Source organism: Psychromarinibacter sediminicola (assembly GCF_029168335.1).
Classification (GTDB): domain Bacteria; phylum Pseudomonadota; class Alphaproteobacteria; order Rhodobacterales; family Rhodobacteraceae; genus Psychromarinibacter; species Psychromarinibacter sediminicola.
In genome coordinates this window covers 1-15,905 of sequence record NZ_JARGYC010000090.1, presented here as the reverse complement: position 1 = coordinate 15,905, position 15,905 = coordinate 1, and the positions used below count along the sequence as shown (strand labels likewise).

Genomic DNA, 15,905 nt, shown 5'->3' with positions numbered 1-15,905 from the left:
CGAGCGGAGGTTTCACATCAGCCAACCCGACGCCGAGAGCGGCAGCAAATTCGGTTCAAGTCACCCGGCTCCGCGCAGCGCTTCCTCGCCTCCCACTCCGCAATCTCCGATCTCTTCAACGTCCAGCGCCATTTGATCTCCCGCCGAATGCTGAAGGTGTTCCGCTCCACGGCAATGGCGGACTGGCGCGAGATCGTGGCTGCCTGACGTTGGATCGAAAGGCTCCGCCCGCCACCACGATTTTACGTGACGATGCCCAACCTCCCCTTTTCTCATAGCCGTGCCTGTGTAAACTGTTTGCTGAATGCCTTCGAGAGGATCAAGGCAGCACTACGCGCTTGATTTCGCGGCTTGCTCGTCGGCTCATGGTGAACCGAGGTGATGCATGGCAGGCTATCGCTGGAGGCTGTTGACAGCGCCCCTGATCCGCCAGAACCCGATTACACTGCAGATCCTCGGGCTTTGTTCGGCATTAGCCGTCACTACGTCTCTGGATACGGCCTTCACAATGTCGGCCGCTCAGACGGTCGTCCTCGTGCTGTCAGCTGGGATTGTGAGTGTCCTGCGCCGCATCATCCCGGAAAGCATACGCCTGATCGTCCAAGTCGTGATCGTTGCCTCTCTCGTGGCGATCATCGACCAGTTCCTGAAGGCTTTCTTCTTCGACATCAGCCTCCGGCTATCCGTCTACGTTTTCCTGATCACGACAAACTGCATCGTCCTGGGTCGCACGGAGAGTTTTGCGAGGCATAACCCTGTGATCCCCTCGATGGTCGATGCTCTCGGCCATTCTCTCGGCTACTCGCTTATCCTCGTGCTGGTCGGCAGCATCCGGGAGCTTTTCGGCAAGGGCAGTCTTCTGGGTTTCCAGATTCTCCCGACCACTGACCAAGGTGGATGGTTCACGCCACTCAGCCTTATGCTCTTGGCGCCGAGCGCATTCTTCATCCTTGGCGGACTGGTGTGGGCGATCCGATCCGTTCGGACCGAACAGGTCGAAGCGCCGGAATTCGTGCCGCCGGAGGTGGAACTGGAAAGGACCTGACGCTCAGCCCCTCGTCCAGAGGTTACAATCTCTCACCGGTAAACCCTATCTAAAAGAGAGATTTCCACGACGGAGTGACGGGCATGTGGAAGCTCTCACCCTTCGACCGGCGCCCGGACCTCAGGTCGACAACCAGACAATGCAAGCGTCTCAGTCATATGCCATAGGCCCAACCTGGAAGACGGCCGAGATGGACGTCGACCCGGCGGACGCCCGGCACGTTCTCCGCTGCCACCCTGTAGGCGTCCTTCTGCGCGTCGCTGTCCGCGATGCCCCAGAGCGATACATCTCCGCTCTCCACCGTGATGTTGATCTGGTTCGCCGATGATCCCGGAACCTCTTTCAGCGCGGCCGCGACGCGCTGGCGTATCGCCCGGTCGTCCTCGGACGGCGTCGGTAGCGACTCCTCGCCGACGGTCGACAGGGCGTGGAGAAGGTTCGCTCGGCTGACGATGCCGACGACGCGACCGTCGCGCACGACCGGAACCCGCTTGACGCGGTGTTTTTCCAGCAAGCGCGCGATCTCAACCACCAAGCGGTCCTCATCGACGCTAATCACTTCGCGCGTCATCACGTCCGACACCTTGTGACTTCGCGCCTTGACATAATCGTGCGCGGTGTCTTCCGTCCCTCCGAGCAGGTCCAGCCACCAAGAGCGGCGTGTCCCGTCGTCCTTCCGGATCCGTCGCATCAGGTCACCTTCGCTGATGACGCCGACGATCCGGTCGTCGGCGCCGGTGACTGGCAAGCCGCTGACGTGATGTTGCAGCATTAGCGCTGTTGCAGTCTCGACGTCTTCATCGGCCGGCACGGTGACCACGGCCGTCGTCATGATGTCCTTGGCTCGCATGATTAGTCTCCTATGGTTGCCGTCTGCGGTTTCTGTGCCAGGCAATGCACGGAAGCCACCTGATTGGATTATAGCTGCAATTCCCTGGATTGCCGCCCTAGGAAACGAAGCCAATCACCTGTTTGTTTCGAAGGGGCCCTTGCCGAGCGTGCGACCGTAGAACGCCAGAAAAGGCTGCTCGACCCAAGCGCCACGTACATCGCGCCACCCTGAAACCGCCTGGTAAATCCATTCGTGAAGCGTCTGTTCGGCGCGCAGTGACAGGTTGTCCTCCTCTAGCGACGCGCGATTCTCCCACACGCTCCCAGCAGCGGATTGCACGGTTCTGTTTCGCAATTTTGGCTCCCTACTTACTTACTCTCGACATCGCGCCTCGCGAAGATTTGGTGCCACACCGCAGTACCGTCGATCTGAAAATTCCTGCCCAGCTATTCGCGTCTCCAACGCCTAAACGCCGGCGATGCGCGCGATCCTCGCGAACAACCGGTCGGGGCCGCGTTGAAGCGTAGCGAACACATGGCCGAAGCGCTGACGCTCTTTATACGCCGTCCTTGTTTTCGCGGCAGGAACCGAGCGCCAGCATCATTGGCACCACATCACCTGCCGACACCAGTACAATGGCGAGAACCTGCGCCCACAGGCGCACAAGATCACGCAGAAGCTTGCGGTCGAGCGAATGCACTCCCTCATTCTAACGTGTGGCGTTAGAGGAACACTGACCTGGCGCAATCTCGAGGAGTGCGTTCCGCCGCAGCAAAGAGCATCCCACTTGGCCGCAGCCGGGGCGTGCCGACATCGGCCAGCGCGCCCTTGACTCTCATTAAACGGCCCTATCCTGAGAGGGAGGCAGGCCGAGCGGTCCCAACCGACATGCGAGTCGCCGTGGACGTCAGTCCTCGAGCGCGGCCTTTCGACGGCGGAACTCTTCCTCATCGATTTCACCCTTGGCGAAACGCTGGCGCAGGATGTCCATTGCCTCGTTCCGCCGCGTGCGCGCCGAACCGCCGGTGCCGTCGAACCAGCGCACCGCCAGTACCACCAGCGCAATGAGCGCGGCCCAGAACACCAACATCATAAGCCCGCCGAAAAAGCCAAATCCACCACCCCACATCATGTGATCGTATCCTCCGTGCCAGTTGTCGGGCCATTGCTGCGTCGGCGTTGTGTTTTGCGCCGCCGCCGCGGTGGCCGCTATTGAAAAGAGCGGGGCCGCAAGCGCGGTCAGTTTCCGTTTCATCTCTTGCTCCTATTCCGGGTCAGGTTTGCATTTCAGGCGATGGCGACGGCGGTGCCCGAAAACCGCGTCGGCCACACGGCACCGTTCGCCGCTAGAAGGCGGAGGCGAAGATGGCCGGCACACCTTTTCCGGCCGGCTTCTTGGGGACGGGCCCGGATCGATCTGCCATGTCGATCTTCCTCCTTCAGACCTCTGCGCCACGCAGGCGCAGGGCATTCAGGACCACCGAGATGGACGAGGCGCTCATCGCGAAGGCCGCGAACATCGGGCTGATCAGGATGCCGAAGAACGGGAACAGCACGCCCGCCGCCACAGGGACGCCTGCGGCATTGTAGACGAGTGCGAAGAACAGGTTCTGCCGGATGTTGCGCATCGTCGCCCGGCTCAGCCGCCGCGCTCGCACGATACCATCGAGGTCGCCCTTCACCAGCGTGAAGCCCGCGCTTTCTATGGCAACGTCGGCGCCGGTCCCCATCGCGATGCCGACATCCGCCTGCGCCAGGGCGGGCGCGTCATTGACGCCGTCCCCCGCCATGGCCACCCTGGCGCCCTGCGACTGAAGCTCCGCGATGATCTGCGCCTTGTCCTCCGGGAGGACGTCGGCTCGGATTTCGTCGATCCCCAGCCGCGCGGCCACGGCGCGGGCGGTGCGTTCGTTGTCGCCAGTAGCCATGATCACTCGGAAGCCGAGCCCGTGCAGTGCCTTCAGCGCCGCCGGCGTCGTGTCCTTCACCGGGTCGGCCACGCTGACAAGGCCCGCGACGGCGCCGTCGAGGACGACGAACATGACCGTCTCGCCCTCGTCGCGGCGGGCGTTCGCCCGGTCTGCCAGCGCCGCGGCGTCGAGTCCCAGTTCCTGCAACAGTGCCCGGTTGCCGAGCGCCACAGCCTGCCCGTCCACACGGCCCATCACACCCTTGCCCGTGACCGCCTCGAAGTCCGGCGCGTCGGCCAAGGCGACGCCGCGTTCTTCGGCGCCCTTCACAATCGCTTCGGCCAGCGGATGCTCGGATCCGCGCTCCAGCGAGGCTGCGAGACGCAGCACCTCGGCCTCGTCATGCCCCGCCTCGGGCAGCACGGCGACCAACTTCGGCTTGCCCTCGGTCAGCGTGCCGGTCTTGTCTACGATCAGCGTGTCGACCTTCTCGAAACGCTCGAGCGCCTCGGCATTCTTGATCAGAACGCCGGCCTGCGCGCCGCGGCCGGTGGCGGTCATGATCGACATCGGCGTCGCCAGCCCCAGCGCACAGGGACAGGCGATGATCAACACCGACACCGCCGCGATCAGCCCATAAGACAGCGCCGGCGCGGGCCCCCATATCGCCCAGCCGATGAAGGCCAGCACCGCCACGGCAATTACCGCAGGAACGAAAACCCCTGCCACTTTGTCGGCGTATTTCTGAATCGGCGCGCGGGAGCGTTGCGCGTTCGCCACCATCTCGACGATCTGCGCCAGCATCGTGTCGGCGCCCACGCGGGTCGCCTCCATCACCAGGCTACCGCTGCCGTTGATCGTGGCGCCGGTCAGCGGATCGCCCGACGTCTTCTCGACCGGCACCGGCTCGCCGGTGATCATGCTCTCGTCCACCGAAGAGCGCCCCTCGACCACAGTGCCATCCACCGGCACCTTGTCGCCCGGCCGGACCCGCAAACGGTCGCCCACCTGTACGTCTTCCAGCGGGATCTCCTCTTCCGTGCCGTCCTCGCGGATCACCCTCGCGGTCTTGGCCGCCAAGTCCATCAGCGCGCGGATCGCCTTCCCCGTACCTTCTCGGGCGCGCAGTTCCATTACCTGGCCCAGCAGCACCAGCACGACGATCACCGCCGCAGCCTCGAAATAGACGCCGACCTGGCCTTCAGCGTCGCGAAAACCTTCGGGGAAGACGCCGGGCGCCAGCACCGCGACGATGCTGAATATCCAAGCGGCCATCACCCCCATGGAGATCAGCGAGAACATGTTGAGGTTCATCGTGCGGAACGAAGTCCAACCGCGCTTCAGGAACGGCCAGCCGCACCACAGAACGACCGGCGTGCCAAGGACCAGCTCAATCCAGAGCGTCGCCCGTTCCCCGAAGAGCTCTCTTACACCGCCGAGGCCGACGAACGGGCCCATCGTCAGGACGAGAAGGGGCACGGTCAGCACTGCGCCGACCCAGAAGCGCCGGGTGAAGTCCACCAGTTCCGGGTTCGGTCCCTCGTCGGCCAGCGCCGCGGTTTCCAGCTCCAGCCCCATGCCGCAGAGCGGGCAGGAGCCGGGCTGCGTCTGCCGCACCTCGGCGTGCATCGGGCAGGTGTAGACCGGGCCGTCCCAGCCGGCAGGCACGGTGTCGTACTGCCCGGCTACCGCACCGGCGGGCTGGTGGCCGTGCGTTTGCGCATGCGCTTCGCCCTCCGACACCAGGTGCATGCCGCATTTCGGGCAGTCGCCGGGCGCGTCCTGCCGCACCTCCGGGTGCATCGGGCAGGTGTAAACAACGGTGCCGCGGTTGGCCGTGTGATGATGGTTATGCTGGTTCATCGTTCAATTCCCGTTTCATCCACGGGCCGCCTCGGGAGCGGCCCGGCTTAGCCTCCGCGCCTTATGGTAGCACGACCATCTGGTGACCTTCGCCCTCGACCGCGAAGTCGCTCGTCGGTTCCAGTGTCGCTGCGTCGACGATCCACACCTTCGGATCGGCCCGCGACGACACGAACAACCTATCGGTGCCACGTAATAGTGTCAGGTGATAAGGTTCCGGCCCCAACGCAGCCTTAGTCTGGGTGCCGTCAGTCAGGTTGACTGAGACGAGCTTGTCCTCGCCCCGCCCAGCTACGACCAACCGGTCGCTATCGTCGGTCAGCCCCAGCCCGTGTATCTCGCCGCCGATGTCGAAGCTGCGTACCATCTCACCGCTGTCGAGCGCCAGTTCCAGCACATGGCCGGGCTCGGCGTCAGCGACATAAAGAACGTTCCCGGACGGATGGACGACCATGTGTTCGGGCATCTCGCCCGCGACAAGGTTGCGCCTAACGATGCCGCGGGTCAGATCGACCTCGCTCACCGTGCCGTTTCCCGTGTTCGAGACGTAGACAGTGTCAGGATCACGGCCGAAGACGGCGTAGTTTGGCATGGCACCGGTGGGCACGAAGGCCACTAGCTCATTGGCGATCAGATCGACGAGTGAGACCCCGTCGCCCGCCGGATGCGTGGCCACGGCAAAGCGGCCGTCGGGTGACACTGCGGTGTGGTGCACCGCACCCGGCACCACGATGCGTCGCAGAACCTCGCCGCCGTTGGCGTCGATCAGGCTGAGCAGGCTTAGCCCCGCATCAGTCGGACCCATCTGCCGCTCCGGTTTGGCGTGATGCGACGCATGATCGTCGGCCGAGACAGCAGCGGGCTTGTCGACATCCATCGCGCCGGCCGAGTCGATCTCGGCGAAGCTGCCGGCCACCAGCACCGGCACGCCCGGGGTGCCGCCCAGGCCGTGGATCGCCTCGAGCCCTTCGATGCGGCGGATCGCTTCCCCGGTGACACCGTCCACTACAAGTATGGAGTTGCCGCTGCCTTCGGGCACAAAGACGGTCTGGGCCATGGCCGTGCTGGCGTACATTGCAGTGAGAGAGACGGTGGCGACGAGTGTCGTGAAAGTCTTGCGCTTCATTGGTCTGTCCTTTCGGGCCCCAGCGAACACCCACCACTGCCGAAGAAGCGGGGGACTGGTAGGCCCGTATTCTACTTTGGGCGGATCCGGCCCTTCACCTCCGGTACAGGGAGTTTGGCAGGCCGCAGAGTGAATCGACGCGGATGCGCCGACGCTCGTTCAGACGTGAAGCGGAGGTCGGAAAAGGTCGTTGAGATGTTCGGACTCCGCCATCTCCCGCCATGTGGCAGAAATCGTTCCGGCAGCCCCGATCTGAATCACGCTCTCAAGGTCTGGCAGAATGGCGACATGGCACCCGGCATTCTGCTGGCAATGGCTTTTCAAAACACCGTCAAGAATGACATCCAGCGGTGCCGCATGTGCCTGCGCGCTTTCCATGGCCGCGTCGAGCGGCCCATGATCGGCAGCGCCAATATCCAGAAGGGTGCCAACGACGAATGCGAACACCGCCAGGATCATGACGATCCGGCGGGCGTCGAACCCTACCATCTTTAACCCAGGCCGAGGCACATTGCTCTCCTTCACCGACGACTACAATAGATCATCTCGACGCGCAGACTTTGATGCAAATCAACGATCATGGCGGACGTTCATGTAGCGGCGTCCCAGCGGGTGCGCGATCGCGCCACCGACGTCCGACAGACTTCCGAAGCGGCTGTGCCCATTTTCTCTGCATGACCCTGGGAGGGCCACTCCGTCGGCTCCGCAAGAGTGCCACCGCTCGTTAAGCCGGCCTTGCGTGAGCCCTAGCCGGCCGCTAGGTGCCTTCCTGCATGATGGATGACAATCTCAGGAAGCAGCTGCTCATCTACGCCCAGCTCTTCGCGGGCATGGCGCTGTTCGGCACGGGCACCCCGTCTGCCAAGGTCGTGTCGGACGCCTTTCCGATGTTTCTCGGCCCGTTTCTCCGCCTGACATTGGCCGCGCTCGCCCTGACGCCTTTCCTGATCATTCACCGGCGGCGCCTGCCGCGGATTTCCCGCGGCAACTGGGTCCGGATCGTCATCATCGGCGGCGTGGGCATCGTCGCGTTCACCCTGTTTCTGCTGACGGGGATGCAGCGGGTGAACGGCGTGGTCGGCTCCGTCGTGATGAGCCTGAGCCCCGCCGCGATGGCGACGGCGGCCGTGATCTTCATGCATGACAGCATGGGTTGGCGTAAGATCGTCGCGGTCACGCTGGCCGTGGTCGGCGTGCTGGTGATCAACGTTTCGGGACAATCGATCCGGTCGGGGGGATGGGACCTTATCCTTGGCAGTCTCCTCGTCTTCGGCGCCGTGACCAGCCAGACGCTCTACTCGCTTCTCGGAAAGCAGGTGATCCGGGACCTGCGCCCCGAGGTCGCCCTGCCGCTGATTGTGTGGGTCGCGGTGCTGCTGTTCGCGATACCCGGCCTGTACCAGGCCACAAGCTTCGACTTCTCCACGCCGACCGCGAACGAATGGCTGGGGCTGGTCGTCTGGGGCATGGGGCCGCTCGCAATCGGCACGCTGATCTGGTTCCGCGGGCTGAGCCAGGTGCCGCCGAGCACGGCCTCGGGCTACATGAGTGCGATGCCGGCAACCGCGCTGGCCCTGTCCTACGTCTGGCTCGGGGACGAATTCCACCCCGTTCACCTTGTGGGCTTCGCGCTGGTCTTCACGAGCATCGGCCTCGTGACCTGGGCCCATCGCGTCAAGGAGGCGCGCCAGGAGACGTCGGAGACAGGCGCGGAAAGCCCGAACTGCGCCATGCCTTGCTAACGGCGGACCGCACGATGTCGGGCGAGAAAGGCAGGTCGGCCGGCGGGCGTCCCACCTGAATGCTGCACCATGCGCGGCGGATACCAATCGTTCACATGTCCGGATGCGTGTGACCAACCTTGGACGCCAAGTGACCGCCCCGCGGGGCGCATGGCGTCATGATCCTGCCGACCTTTAGCCCCCGCACGCGCCGAATGGAGAAAGCAGGTCAGGGCCGCAAATCCCTCAGACTCACCGCTCGTGCCGACCGGGTGTGTTCCGGCGAGCGCGGCCAGCGTGGCGGAGTCGAGGTTGTGCGTGAAAAGCTGTCTGTCGCCGGAGCCGGCTCTTCTGGCCGCAGCCCGCTCTCGCTGACGCGTCAGTCGTCGTTCTCGCGGGTCTGTTCTACGAGTTCGGCAAGCTTCTCCTTCTCCACAAATCCCGGCACCAGATTGTCACCGACGACAAACGACGGCGTGCCGTTGAAGCCGAGTGCCTGCGTCAGCCGCATCGAGGTGGCGATGTGTTCGGCAACTTTGGGCGCCTCCATGTCCTGCCTCAGTTGGTCGAGATCGAGCCCCACCTGTTCGGCCACCCGCAGCACCGAGGCCTCGTCCGCGCGGCCGTCGATTTCCATCATCGCCCAGTGGAACGCTTCGTATCTCCCCTGCTCACGCGCCGCCAGCGCGGCCTTGGCGGCGAATACGGATCCGTCGCCGAGGATCGGCCATTCGCGGTAGACGAGCCGAATGCCCGGGTCCTTATCGATCAGTTCGCGGACCTCCGATTTCACCCGGCGGCAGTACGGGCAGTTGTAGTCGAAGAACTCGACCACGGTCACGTCGCCCTCGGGATTGCCAAGCACGGGGGCGTTCGGATCGTTCTCGATAATTTGGCGCTGGCTGTGCAACGCCTCGGCCTGCGTTTCAGCCTGCGCATTCGCCTGGCGCCGCTCAAGGATGGCCACCGCCTCCATGACGATCTCGGGATTCTCCCGGATCGCCTCCAGCACAAGTTCCTTGACTCGCGCCTCGTCGAGGTCCTGCGCTGGCGCTGCCACCGGCAGCGACAGGGCGAGGGCCAATGCGAGTATCGGTCTTTCAAAGGCCATTTCATCTGTCTCCATTTTCAGTGTCAGCCCGGGTGCGTTCGGCCTGCATCTCCCGGACTTCCTCGGGCCAGGTGGACCGGATGTAAGCGAGAATGTTGTGGATCTGCTGGTCTGTCAGGCTGCCACCGAAGCCCGGCATTCCGCTGTCGAACTCCAGGCCCTGCCGCGCCATGATCACCTTGCCTCCCAGCTTGGTGTAGTCGAACAATACGCTGTCCGGGTGATGCCAGGTGTGCCCTGTCTCGTCGTGCGGCGGGGCCGGAAAGCGCCCGTCGGGTCCGGGCGAGCGCCAGTCGGGCTGCCCCTCTAGGACGGCGCCGTGACACGGGGCGCAATTCTCGGCATAGAGCGCGGCACCTTCCTCGAGTTTTAAATCACCCGCGGCCAGATCTCCGGCGAATCCTTGCCCCAGGACCACCCAGCCCCCGCCCCAGACCAGCAGGAGAGCAGCAAGTCCTATCCGGACAGCCCGCCTCATGACACGCGAACCCAGGTCATCATACCTGAGGCCGCGTGGCTGAGCATGTGGCAGTGGAACAGCCAGTTGCCGGGGTTGTCGGCGGCAAAGGCGATCTCCCGCGTCTCCGTCGCGCCGACCAGGACCGTGTCCCGCAGCGGGCCAAGGCCGCCGTCGCTCGAGACCTCGCGAAAGTGCATCCCGTGAAGGTGCATGGCGTGGGGGAACACGGTGTCGTTGACGATCTCCAGCCGCACCGGCTCTCCCAGTCCGAGATCGGCGAGCGGCGTGTCGCCCATCTCGGCCATGTCGTTGAATGCCCAGAACCGTCCCGAGGCGGCGAGTTCGCGAAAGCTCTTGCGCTCGCCGTTCAGGACGGCCGACTGCAACCGGCCCATGGCGCCACCCGCCATCACCAGCCGCAGCGGACGGGCCGCAGCAAGGTCGGGCGCCTCCATGCCGGGGTTGGGCGGCAGCGATGCAGGCGCACCGCGCCGGGACACGCTGGCGGCGCCCGACACCGGAAAGGCCGCCTGCACGACGGGCTGATCGTCCCCGCCGATCCGGATCAGCTGCGCGTCCTCTCCCTCCGCGGCGGTGACGTCCACGATCAGGTCGATACGCTGCGCGGGGGCGAGGACAAGCACCTCCTCGGCCGGCGACGGCGCCGGCAGCGGCATCCCGTCAAGCGCCACGACCCAGCCCTTCAGCCCGGCCAGCATCAGCGGAAAGATCCGCGCATTGGAGGCGTTGATCAGGCGCAGACGCAGCCGTTCGTTCCGTTTCACGGCAAGCGAGAGGTCATAGCGCCCGTTCGTCGTTACGAAATTCCCCGTTCGGCCGGCGTGGCTCATCATCATCGGGTGGTCGAAGCTGTCGTCGATCTGCCCGGTGTCCGGGTTCAGCAGCCAATCGTCGAGGACCAGCACTTCCTCGCGGTCGACGTCCGGCGCCTCGGCCTCCTCGACCACCAGCGCGCCGTGCAGCCCGCGCGCCACCTGCTCCCATGACCGGTTGTGGGCGTGGTACCAATAAGTTCCGGCGTCAGGTGCGACGAAATCGTAATCGATGGTATCACCCGGCGCGACGGCCTCCTGAGTCAGGCCCGCGACGCCGTCCATCGCGTTGTCGATCCGGATGCCGTGCCAGTGGACGGAGCTGCCCTGCGGCAGAGCATTGGCGAACCGCCGGCGCACCCGCTCGCCCTGCCGCACTCGGATCTCCGGACCGGGGATCGCGCCCTCATAGCCCCAGACCTCGGTTTGGGGATAGGTGTCGGGCAGCATCTGCAGCCGCGCTACCCGCGCCGCAAGCTCTGGTGGGCTCTCCAGCGCCAGCGCCCAGGGCGGCAGCGCGGCGGCGCTCGCACCGGCAAGTGCGGCAAGCCGCAACACGTCACGTCGTGTGTGTTTCATCGTCTCATGCCTCGTGTCGCGAGGGCCGGTCGGCCCCCGCTGTTTCCTCAATCCATCCGAGTGTCACCGGACCCTTCGCCGGCCACGTCGGCCGTCCGCTCGTGCGCGGCGGCTTCGTCGTCGAGCAGGTAGAGCGCCACCGCCTCGCGATCCGACGCGGACAGGAACCGCGTGCCTTCACGGACGACCTCCGCCATGCTGCCGCCGAACGCGTCGCCCGACGGCGTCACCCCGGTCTGCAGCGCGTAGGCCAGCGACGCCACAGTCCAGCCGTTTTCTACGAGCTCCCCCGGCCGGATCGACGGTGCCTTGCTGCCCCCTGGCAGGTTCGCGTTCCCGCTGAACAGTGCGCCCAGATCGCGCCCGCCCGCCACGTTGCGCGGCGTGTGGCAGGCGCCGCAATGGGCGGCGCCGCGCACCAGTTCCCGGCCGCGGTTCCACTCTTCGCTGCGCCCCGCGACCGGCTCGGTGAGCGGGTCGTGAAAGAAGACCGCCCGCCAGAGCTTCAGGCCCCAGCGCTGGTCGAACGGGAAGCCCACCGCATGCTCGGGCGAAGGCTCTGCCACCGGCGGCACGGTCCGGAAGGCCGCCCACAGGTCGGCAATCTCCTGGTCGGTGAAATCCGCGTAGAAGGTGTAGGGGAACGATGGGTAATACGGCTCACCGTCCGGACCGATGCCCTGCCGCACCGCCATGGCGAAGCTCTCGGCCGTCCAGTCGCCGATCCCGTGGTCGGGGTCCGTCGTGAGGTTCGGCGGGTAGAAGGTGCCGAACCTCGTCTCAAGCGGCGCGCCGCCGGCCAGCGGCGCGCCGCCCTCCTCGAAATTCGAGTGGCACGCGATGCAGCCGCTAGCCCGAGCCAGGTACGCGCCGCGGTCGGCGTTGCCCTCCAGCGCAATCGGCTCGGGCGTGCGCCCAACCGGCCACGCGACAAGCGCGGCGAGGGCGGCGGCGCCAAGCGCCGCCACCCCGACCGAATACAGCGTGATCCGCCGCATGGTTAGTCGTCTTCCGCGCGGAATCGCGTATGGCAGGCCGAGCAGACCTGCGTCGTCATGTTGAACGCGGCATCCGCCGGCATCGCGGCGATGTCCGCGGCTCTCATCATGCCGGAGGCGTCGGTCCCCATCATGGTGCTGCCGCCCATCATCGAACCGGACCCCATGCCGGAGCTTCCGCCCATCATCGCGCCCGCATCCATGCTGCCGCCCGCGCCGGCGAGACCGTTGCCGGCGGCGCCCTCAAGCCCCTCGGCATAGATGCCGAGCTGCTCGGCCAGCGCCGTGAAGCGGTCCCACTCGGACCAGACCGCATCCTTCGCCTCAGACGGCGCACCGCCCGATCCCTCGGGAAACAGTTCCGTCAGCGCGTCGCCGGAATGCGCGCGGAACGTCCGCGCGGCCTCACGCATGAGGTCGGCGTCGTAGGCGGCCTCGCCGCGCATCATTGGCGCGACGGACTTGACCGCGTCGCCCATGGCAACCATCGCGTCCATCCGCTCCTTGACGATGCCGGTGGCCCCGCTGTGCGCGAAGGCCGCGACCGCTGTGCCCGTGGCGGCGATCGCCGCCAGACTCGTGGTTTTCCTCATTGTCCCGATACTCCGTGTGTCCTGTATGTCGATTGCCGTGAAGGTCAGGACACGCGGCGCGGCGGGGGCGGATCGAACGTCATGGGAAGGCTGGTCAGCACTCGGGCCCGGTTGATATGCGTCACCGAGGACCGAAGTGACGGCGGGTTCACGGCGGCTGGCAGGATGAACACGGCCGTGACGAAGCAGTCCAGCCCCGGGTGGCAGTGACCGCGAAATGCCTCGGCCTCTTCGCTTGCTGGCGCATGCACGTCCGCCGACACTGGCCCAGCCAACACGTGGTCGTCCGGGTGCGCCGCGGACGAGCTCGGGAGCCCCACGAACAGGACCAGCACGCCCAGAAGCAGGACGCCCATCACCTTTTGCGCAAGGCCCCGGTTCATCACTCGATCCCGTTCTCCCGCTGCAACTCGCGTACGTAGGCCGTGATCATCTTGACGTCGCCCGGTGTCACACCCTCGACAGGGGGCATGTCGCCGAAGGTCCAGTGGTGCGATCTCACGCCGTTCTGCGCCGCCATCACGAAGGCCATGTCTGCATGGTGGCTGGGCTCGTAGATCTTGTGCACCAGCGGCGGCGCAACGCCGTTCTGCCCCGCCGCGTTCTCGCCGTGACACGTCGCGCATTTCGCCTCGAACATCCGCTTGCCAAGCCGGGCGTCATCCGACAGCGACTCCGGCAGGCGCACGTCCACGATCGTAGCGCCCTCCGCAAGGCCGCTCGTCTCGGTGGAGGCCATCGAGTGTCCCTGGCCCGTGCCCTGCGGCTGCAGGTACTGCCAGCCCCCAATGGCCAGCCCCCCAACGGCAACAACGCCCACGACGGCGGTCAACTTCTTCATGAGCATCCTTCTCTGGCTGCGCGAACTTCAGATGAGCTTCACCTGGGTGCCGACAGGCACCCGTGCGTAGAGGTCCTCGATGTGGGGATTGTATAGACCGATGCACCCGCTAGAGGAGCGCCGCCCGATCTTGCGCGTGTCCTGTGTGCCGTGGATGCGGTAATACTGCCACGACAGGTAAAGCGCCCGGGTACCCAGTGGATTGCGCGGATCGCCACCCTCCACATAGACCGGCAGGGACGGGTCGCGCTCCCGCATGGACGGGGTCGGTCCCCAACCCGGGTTCTCGCGTTTTTCGACGACGCTTGTATATCCACGCCGGGTCAACTCGTCCGTCATCGGCACCGAGGTCGGGTAGACCCGCATCCCTTCGCCGGGCGTCCAGTGCTGAAGCATCTTCGACGTGGTGTCGCAGATGATGATCCCCTTGCCCATCTCGTCGAAGTGGTCGCGCCATTCATGCGTGCGGAAGGACGATATGTTGCGGCGCGCGCCGCTCGCCTGAGCCCGCACGATCGACGGCGCGGCGGTCAGCACAAGCGCTCCCGTGATCACGTCCCGCCTGTTCAGCCTGCCCGGGCCGTTCGTCGTCATCAGCCTGCTCCCTGCCGAAGTCCGATTTGTGGAAAAGACCAATACCTCAGTCGGCCCGCGCGGCAACCTGACAAGACAGAGAGAAATGTATCCGAATGTAACCTTGACTTTTTGCCGTGAAAGGCACGCCGATCAGGAAAGCCCTGGCCGGATCGAGGGTAGTGTCAGACTAATTCTAACTCGTCTCAGCTTGGACAGTGACGCTGTCCCTTATGCCGCGCAGAGACCGCGCCACTCTGCGAGAGCAGCGGCACGGTTCTTCTTGAAATTTGCCCGGAAGTAGAAGCTGGGAGCTGTCAGATCGATGAGAACCAGTCTCAGCTTGGACAGTGACGCTGTCCCTTATGCCGCGCAGAGACCGCGCCACTCTGCGAGAGCGGCGGCACGGTTCTTCTTGAAATTTGCTCGGGAGTAGAGACTGCGCTCCGAATTGAAATGATTGCTGACCGAGGCGTGGACGGATGCGAACTTCTGCAAACTTCGCATCCGCCGGAAGCGCAGCATCGCCCGCTCGCGTCGTCGGAATGGCAGGGTGGGAATTCTCGGCGCGGTTGTTCAGCCAGCAACCGGTCTCCTGGCGATCGGCCGCACCGATCTCCTTCAGCGCCGCGCCATAGGACCGGGGCCGGTCGGTCACGATGGAGGCCGGCCGGCCGTAGCGCCTCATTGATTTCCTGAGGAATTTCAGCGCCGCCTTCTTGTCGCGGGTCTTCGTCACGAAGCTCTCGAGGACCTCGCCCTCGTGGTCGACAGCCCGCCACAGGTAATGCCTCTCACCATTGATCTTCACGAACATCTCGTCGAGATGACATCGTCACTGGCTCGACCGCATCCCCTCGATCCGGCGTTTCCGGATCTCGGCGGCAAACATCGGCCCGAACCGTTGCCACCGGAACCGGACCGCCTCGTGGCTCACGTCGACCCCGCGTTCGTGCAGCAGGTCTTCGACATTCCGCAGCGAAAGCGGGAATCGGACATACATCATCACCGCGAGACGGATGATCTCGCGCGACGTCTTGAAGTACTTGAACGGGCAAGGTCGGGTCATGGGGCGGACGCTACCGGCACCCCTGCCCAGCCTCAAGCCGAGTTCCTTTGACACTGCCCACGCCATCGACTGCCCGCGCTCTGAGCCGAGCGTAGCGCCTCCCCCCAGAGAGCGAGGCCGCCTTCGCCGCGATTGATCTCTTGGCCAGGACCAACCAGGCAGACGTGGCAGGCCCAGTCTGCCCGTGCTCTACCTGCGGGGCATCTCGACCGGGGACTTCCAGGAGGCGCTCTCGGCACTGCTGGGCACGGACACTCCGAACCTGTCGCCGGGGGTGATCTCGCGGCTGACCGGTGAGTGGCAGCAGGAATACGACCGCTGGCAGCGGCGCGATCTCTCGGCGCGGCGGTA

General features: G+C 65.2%; 17 protein-coding genes and 3 pseudogenes. 4 read left to right on the top strand and 16 right to left on the bottom strand.

All coding sequences use genetic code 11. The annotated features are described in order from the left end of the window. Both P1J78_RS21855 and P1J78_RS21850 read left to right on the top strand, forming a co-directional pair. Nucleotides 1-207, top strand: a pseudogene (locus P1J78_RS21855) (IS6 family transposase); the annotation flags it as partial. A 178-nt stretch (nt 208-385) separates the two neighbouring features. Then, nucleotides 386-1,045: an NADH:ubiquinone reductase (Na(+)-transporting) subunit D gene (locus P1J78_RS21850; protein ID WP_275569508.1), complete on the top strand. Its 660-nt coding sequence runs from the start codon at nt 386-388 to the stop codon at nt 1,043-1,045. Between the two features lie 154 nt (nt 1,046-1,199). Here the strand turns inward: P1J78_RS21850 and P1J78_RS21845 are convergent, their stop codons facing one another. From P1J78_RS21845 to P1J78_RS21815, 7 genes are all read right to left on the bottom strand, one after another. After that, the gene (locus tag P1J78_RS21845) at nt 1,200-1,895 is read right to left on the bottom strand and encodes a CBS domain-containing protein (RefSeq protein WP_275569507.1); all 696 of its coding nucleotides are present in this window, start codon (nt 1,893-1,895) and stop codon (nt 1,200-1,202) included. 114 nt (nt 1,896-2,009) lie between these two features. Then, on the bottom strand, nt 2,010-2,216 hold the full coding sequence (locus P1J78_RS21840) for a hypothetical protein (RefSeq protein ID WP_374213395.1): 207 nt from the start codon (nt 2,214-2,216) through the stop codon (nt 2,010-2,012). Between the two features lie 217 nt (nt 2,217-2,433). Next, the gene (locus P1J78_RS21835; protein ID WP_275569505.1) at nt 2,434-2,577 is read right to left on the bottom strand and encodes a hypothetical protein; all 144 of its coding nucleotides are present in this window, start codon (nt 2,575-2,577) and stop codon (nt 2,434-2,436) included. Nucleotides 2,578-2,784: 207 nt separating this feature from the next. Next, nucleotides 2,785-3,132: an SHOCT domain-containing protein gene (locus tag P1J78_RS21830; RefSeq protein ID WP_275569504.1), complete on the bottom strand. Its 348-nt coding sequence runs from the start codon at nt 3,130-3,132 to the stop codon at nt 2,785-2,787. Nucleotides 3,133-3,316: 184 nt separating this feature from the next. Beyond that, nucleotides 3,317-5,650, bottom strand: a complete 2,334-nt coding sequence (locus tag P1J78_RS21825) for a copper-transporting P-type ATPase (RefSeq protein WP_275569503.1) — start codon at nt 5,648-5,650, stop codon at nt 3,317-3,319. Nucleotides 5,651-5,711: 61 nt separating this feature from the next. After that, nucleotides 5,712-6,776, bottom strand: a complete 1,065-nt coding sequence (locus P1J78_RS21820) for a YncE family protein (RefSeq protein ID WP_275569502.1) — start codon at nt 6,774-6,776, stop codon at nt 5,712-5,714. Nucleotides 6,777-6,935: 159 nt separating this feature from the next. Further along, nucleotides 6,936-7,265, bottom strand: a complete 330-nt coding sequence (locus P1J78_RS21815; protein ID WP_275569501.1) for a hypothetical protein — start codon at nt 7,263-7,265, stop codon at nt 6,936-6,938. Between the two features lie 284 nt (nt 7,266-7,549). Here P1J78_RS21815 and P1J78_RS21810 point away from each other — a divergent pair, with 284 nt between their 5' ends. Beyond that, nucleotides 7,550-8,518: a DMT family transporter gene (locus tag P1J78_RS21810; RefSeq protein ID WP_275569500.1), complete on the top strand. Its 969-nt coding sequence runs from the start codon at nt 7,550-7,552 to the stop codon at nt 8,516-8,518. 358 nt (nt 8,519-8,876) lie between these two features. Here the strand turns inward: P1J78_RS21810 and P1J78_RS21805 are convergent, their stop codons facing one another. From P1J78_RS21805 to P1J78_RS21765, 9 genes and pseudogenes are all read right to left on the bottom strand, one after another. Beyond that, nucleotides 8,877-9,623 (bottom strand): DsbA family protein, encoded by a 747-nt coding sequence (locus tag P1J78_RS21805; RefSeq protein ID WP_275569499.1) that lies wholly within the window; start codon nt 9,621-9,623, stop codon nt 8,877-8,879. Next, complete coding sequence (locus P1J78_RS21800) at nt 9,610-10,026, bottom strand: c-type cytochrome (protein WP_275569498.1); 417 nt, start codon at nt 10,024-10,026, stop codon at nt 9,610-9,612. The genes P1J78_RS21805 and P1J78_RS21800 overlap by 14 nt, the downstream gene beginning before the upstream one ends. Before the next feature lie 56 nt (nt 10,027-10,082). Next, the gene (locus P1J78_RS21795; RefSeq protein WP_275569497.1) at nt 10,083-11,480 is read right to left on the bottom strand and encodes a multicopper oxidase family protein; all 1,398 of its coding nucleotides are present in this window, start codon (nt 11,478-11,480) and stop codon (nt 10,083-10,085) included. A gap of 47 nt (nt 11,481-11,527) precedes the next feature. Then, complete coding sequence (locus P1J78_RS21790) at nt 11,528-12,478, bottom strand: c-type cytochrome (protein ID WP_275569496.1); 951 nt, start codon at nt 12,476-12,478, stop codon at nt 11,528-11,530. Between the two features lie 2 nt (nt 12,479-12,480). Then, entirely contained in the window at nt 12,481-13,071 is a 591-nt protein-coding gene (locus tag P1J78_RS21785; protein ID WP_275569495.1) for a c-type cytochrome, read from the bottom strand. A gap of 44 nt (nt 13,072-13,115) precedes the next feature. Further along, nucleotides 13,116-13,454 carry a hypothetical protein gene (locus P1J78_RS21780; RefSeq protein WP_275569494.1) on the bottom strand — a complete coding sequence of 113 codons (339 nt, stop codon included), beginning with the start codon at nt 13,452-13,454 and terminating at the stop codon, nt 13,116-13,118. Further along, nucleotides 13,454-13,912: a c-type cytochrome gene (locus tag P1J78_RS21775; protein WP_275569493.1), complete on the bottom strand. Its 459-nt coding sequence runs from the start codon at nt 13,910-13,912 to the stop codon at nt 13,454-13,456. Before P1J78_RS21775 ends, P1J78_RS21780 begins: the two co-directional genes overlap by 1 nt. A gap of 27 nt (nt 13,913-13,939) precedes the next feature. After that, on the bottom strand, nt 13,940-14,506 hold the full coding sequence (locus P1J78_RS21770; RefSeq protein ID WP_275569492.1) for a L,D-transpeptidase: 567 nt from the start codon (nt 14,504-14,506) through the stop codon (nt 13,940-13,942). 342 nt (nt 14,507-14,848) lie between these two features. Further along, nucleotides 14,849-15,554, bottom strand: a pseudogene (locus P1J78_RS21765) (IS6 family transposase). Nucleotides 15,555-15,732: 178 nt separating this feature from the next. On the opposite strand from P1J78_RS21765, the pseudogene P1J78_RS21760 reads away from it, so the two are divergent. After that, nucleotides 15,733-15,905: pseudogene (locus tag P1J78_RS21760) on the top strand (transposase); the annotation flags it as partial.

Excerpts from the sequence above, each read along its gene's own strand:
- P1J78_RS21850 (WP_275569508.1), top strand. The coding sequence starts at position 386 with ATGGCAGGCTATCGCTGGAGGCTGTTGACAGCGCCCCTGATCCGCCAG.
- P1J78_RS21845 (WP_275569507.1), bottom strand. The coding sequence starts at position 1,895 with ATGCGAGCCAAGGACATCATGACGACGGCCGTGGTCACCGTGCCGGCC.
- P1J78_RS21830 (WP_275569504.1), bottom strand. The coding sequence starts at position 3,132 with ATGAAACGGAAACTGACCGCGCTTGCGGCCCCGCTCTTTTCAATAGCG.
- P1J78_RS21825 (WP_275569503.1), bottom strand. The coding sequence starts at position 5,650 with ATGAACCAGCATAACCATCATCACACGGCCAACCGCGGCACCGTTGTT.
- P1J78_RS21820 (WP_275569502.1), bottom strand. The coding sequence starts at position 6,776 with ATGAAGCGCAAGACTTTCACGACACTCGTCGCCACCGTCTCTCTCACT.
- P1J78_RS21815 (WP_275569501.1), bottom strand. The coding sequence starts at position 7,265 with ATGGTAGGGTTCGACGCCCGCCGGATCGTCATGATCCTGGCGGTGTTC.
- P1J78_RS21810 (WP_275569500.1), top strand. The coding sequence starts at position 7,550 with ATGATGGATGACAATCTCAGGAAGCAGCTGCTCATCTACGCCCAGCTC.
- P1J78_RS21805 (WP_275569499.1), bottom strand. The coding sequence starts at position 9,623 with ATGGAGACAGATGAAATGGCCTTTGAAAGACCGATACTCGCATTGGCC.
- P1J78_RS21795 (WP_275569497.1), bottom strand. The coding sequence starts at position 11,480 with ATGAAACACACACGACGTGACGTGTTGCGGCTTGCCGCACTTGCCGGT.
- P1J78_RS21790 (WP_275569496.1), bottom strand. The coding sequence starts at position 12,478 with ATGCGGCGGATCACGCTGTATTCGGTCGGGGTGGCGGCGCTTGGCGCC.
- P1J78_RS21785 (WP_275569495.1), bottom strand. The coding sequence starts at position 13,071 with ATGAGGAAAACCACGAGTCTGGCGGCGATCGCCGCCACGGGCACAGCG.
- P1J78_RS21780 (WP_275569494.1), bottom strand. The coding sequence starts at position 13,454 with ATGAACCGGGGCCTTGCGCAAAAGGTGATGGGCGTCCTGCTTCTGGGC.
- P1J78_RS21775 (WP_275569493.1), bottom strand. The coding sequence starts at position 13,912 with ATGAAGAAGTTGACCGCCGTCGTGGGCGTTGTTGCCGTTGGGGGGCTG.
- P1J78_RS21770 (WP_275569492.1), bottom strand. The coding sequence starts at position 14,506 with ATGACGACGAACGGCCCGGGCAGGCTGAACAGGCGGGACGTGATCACG.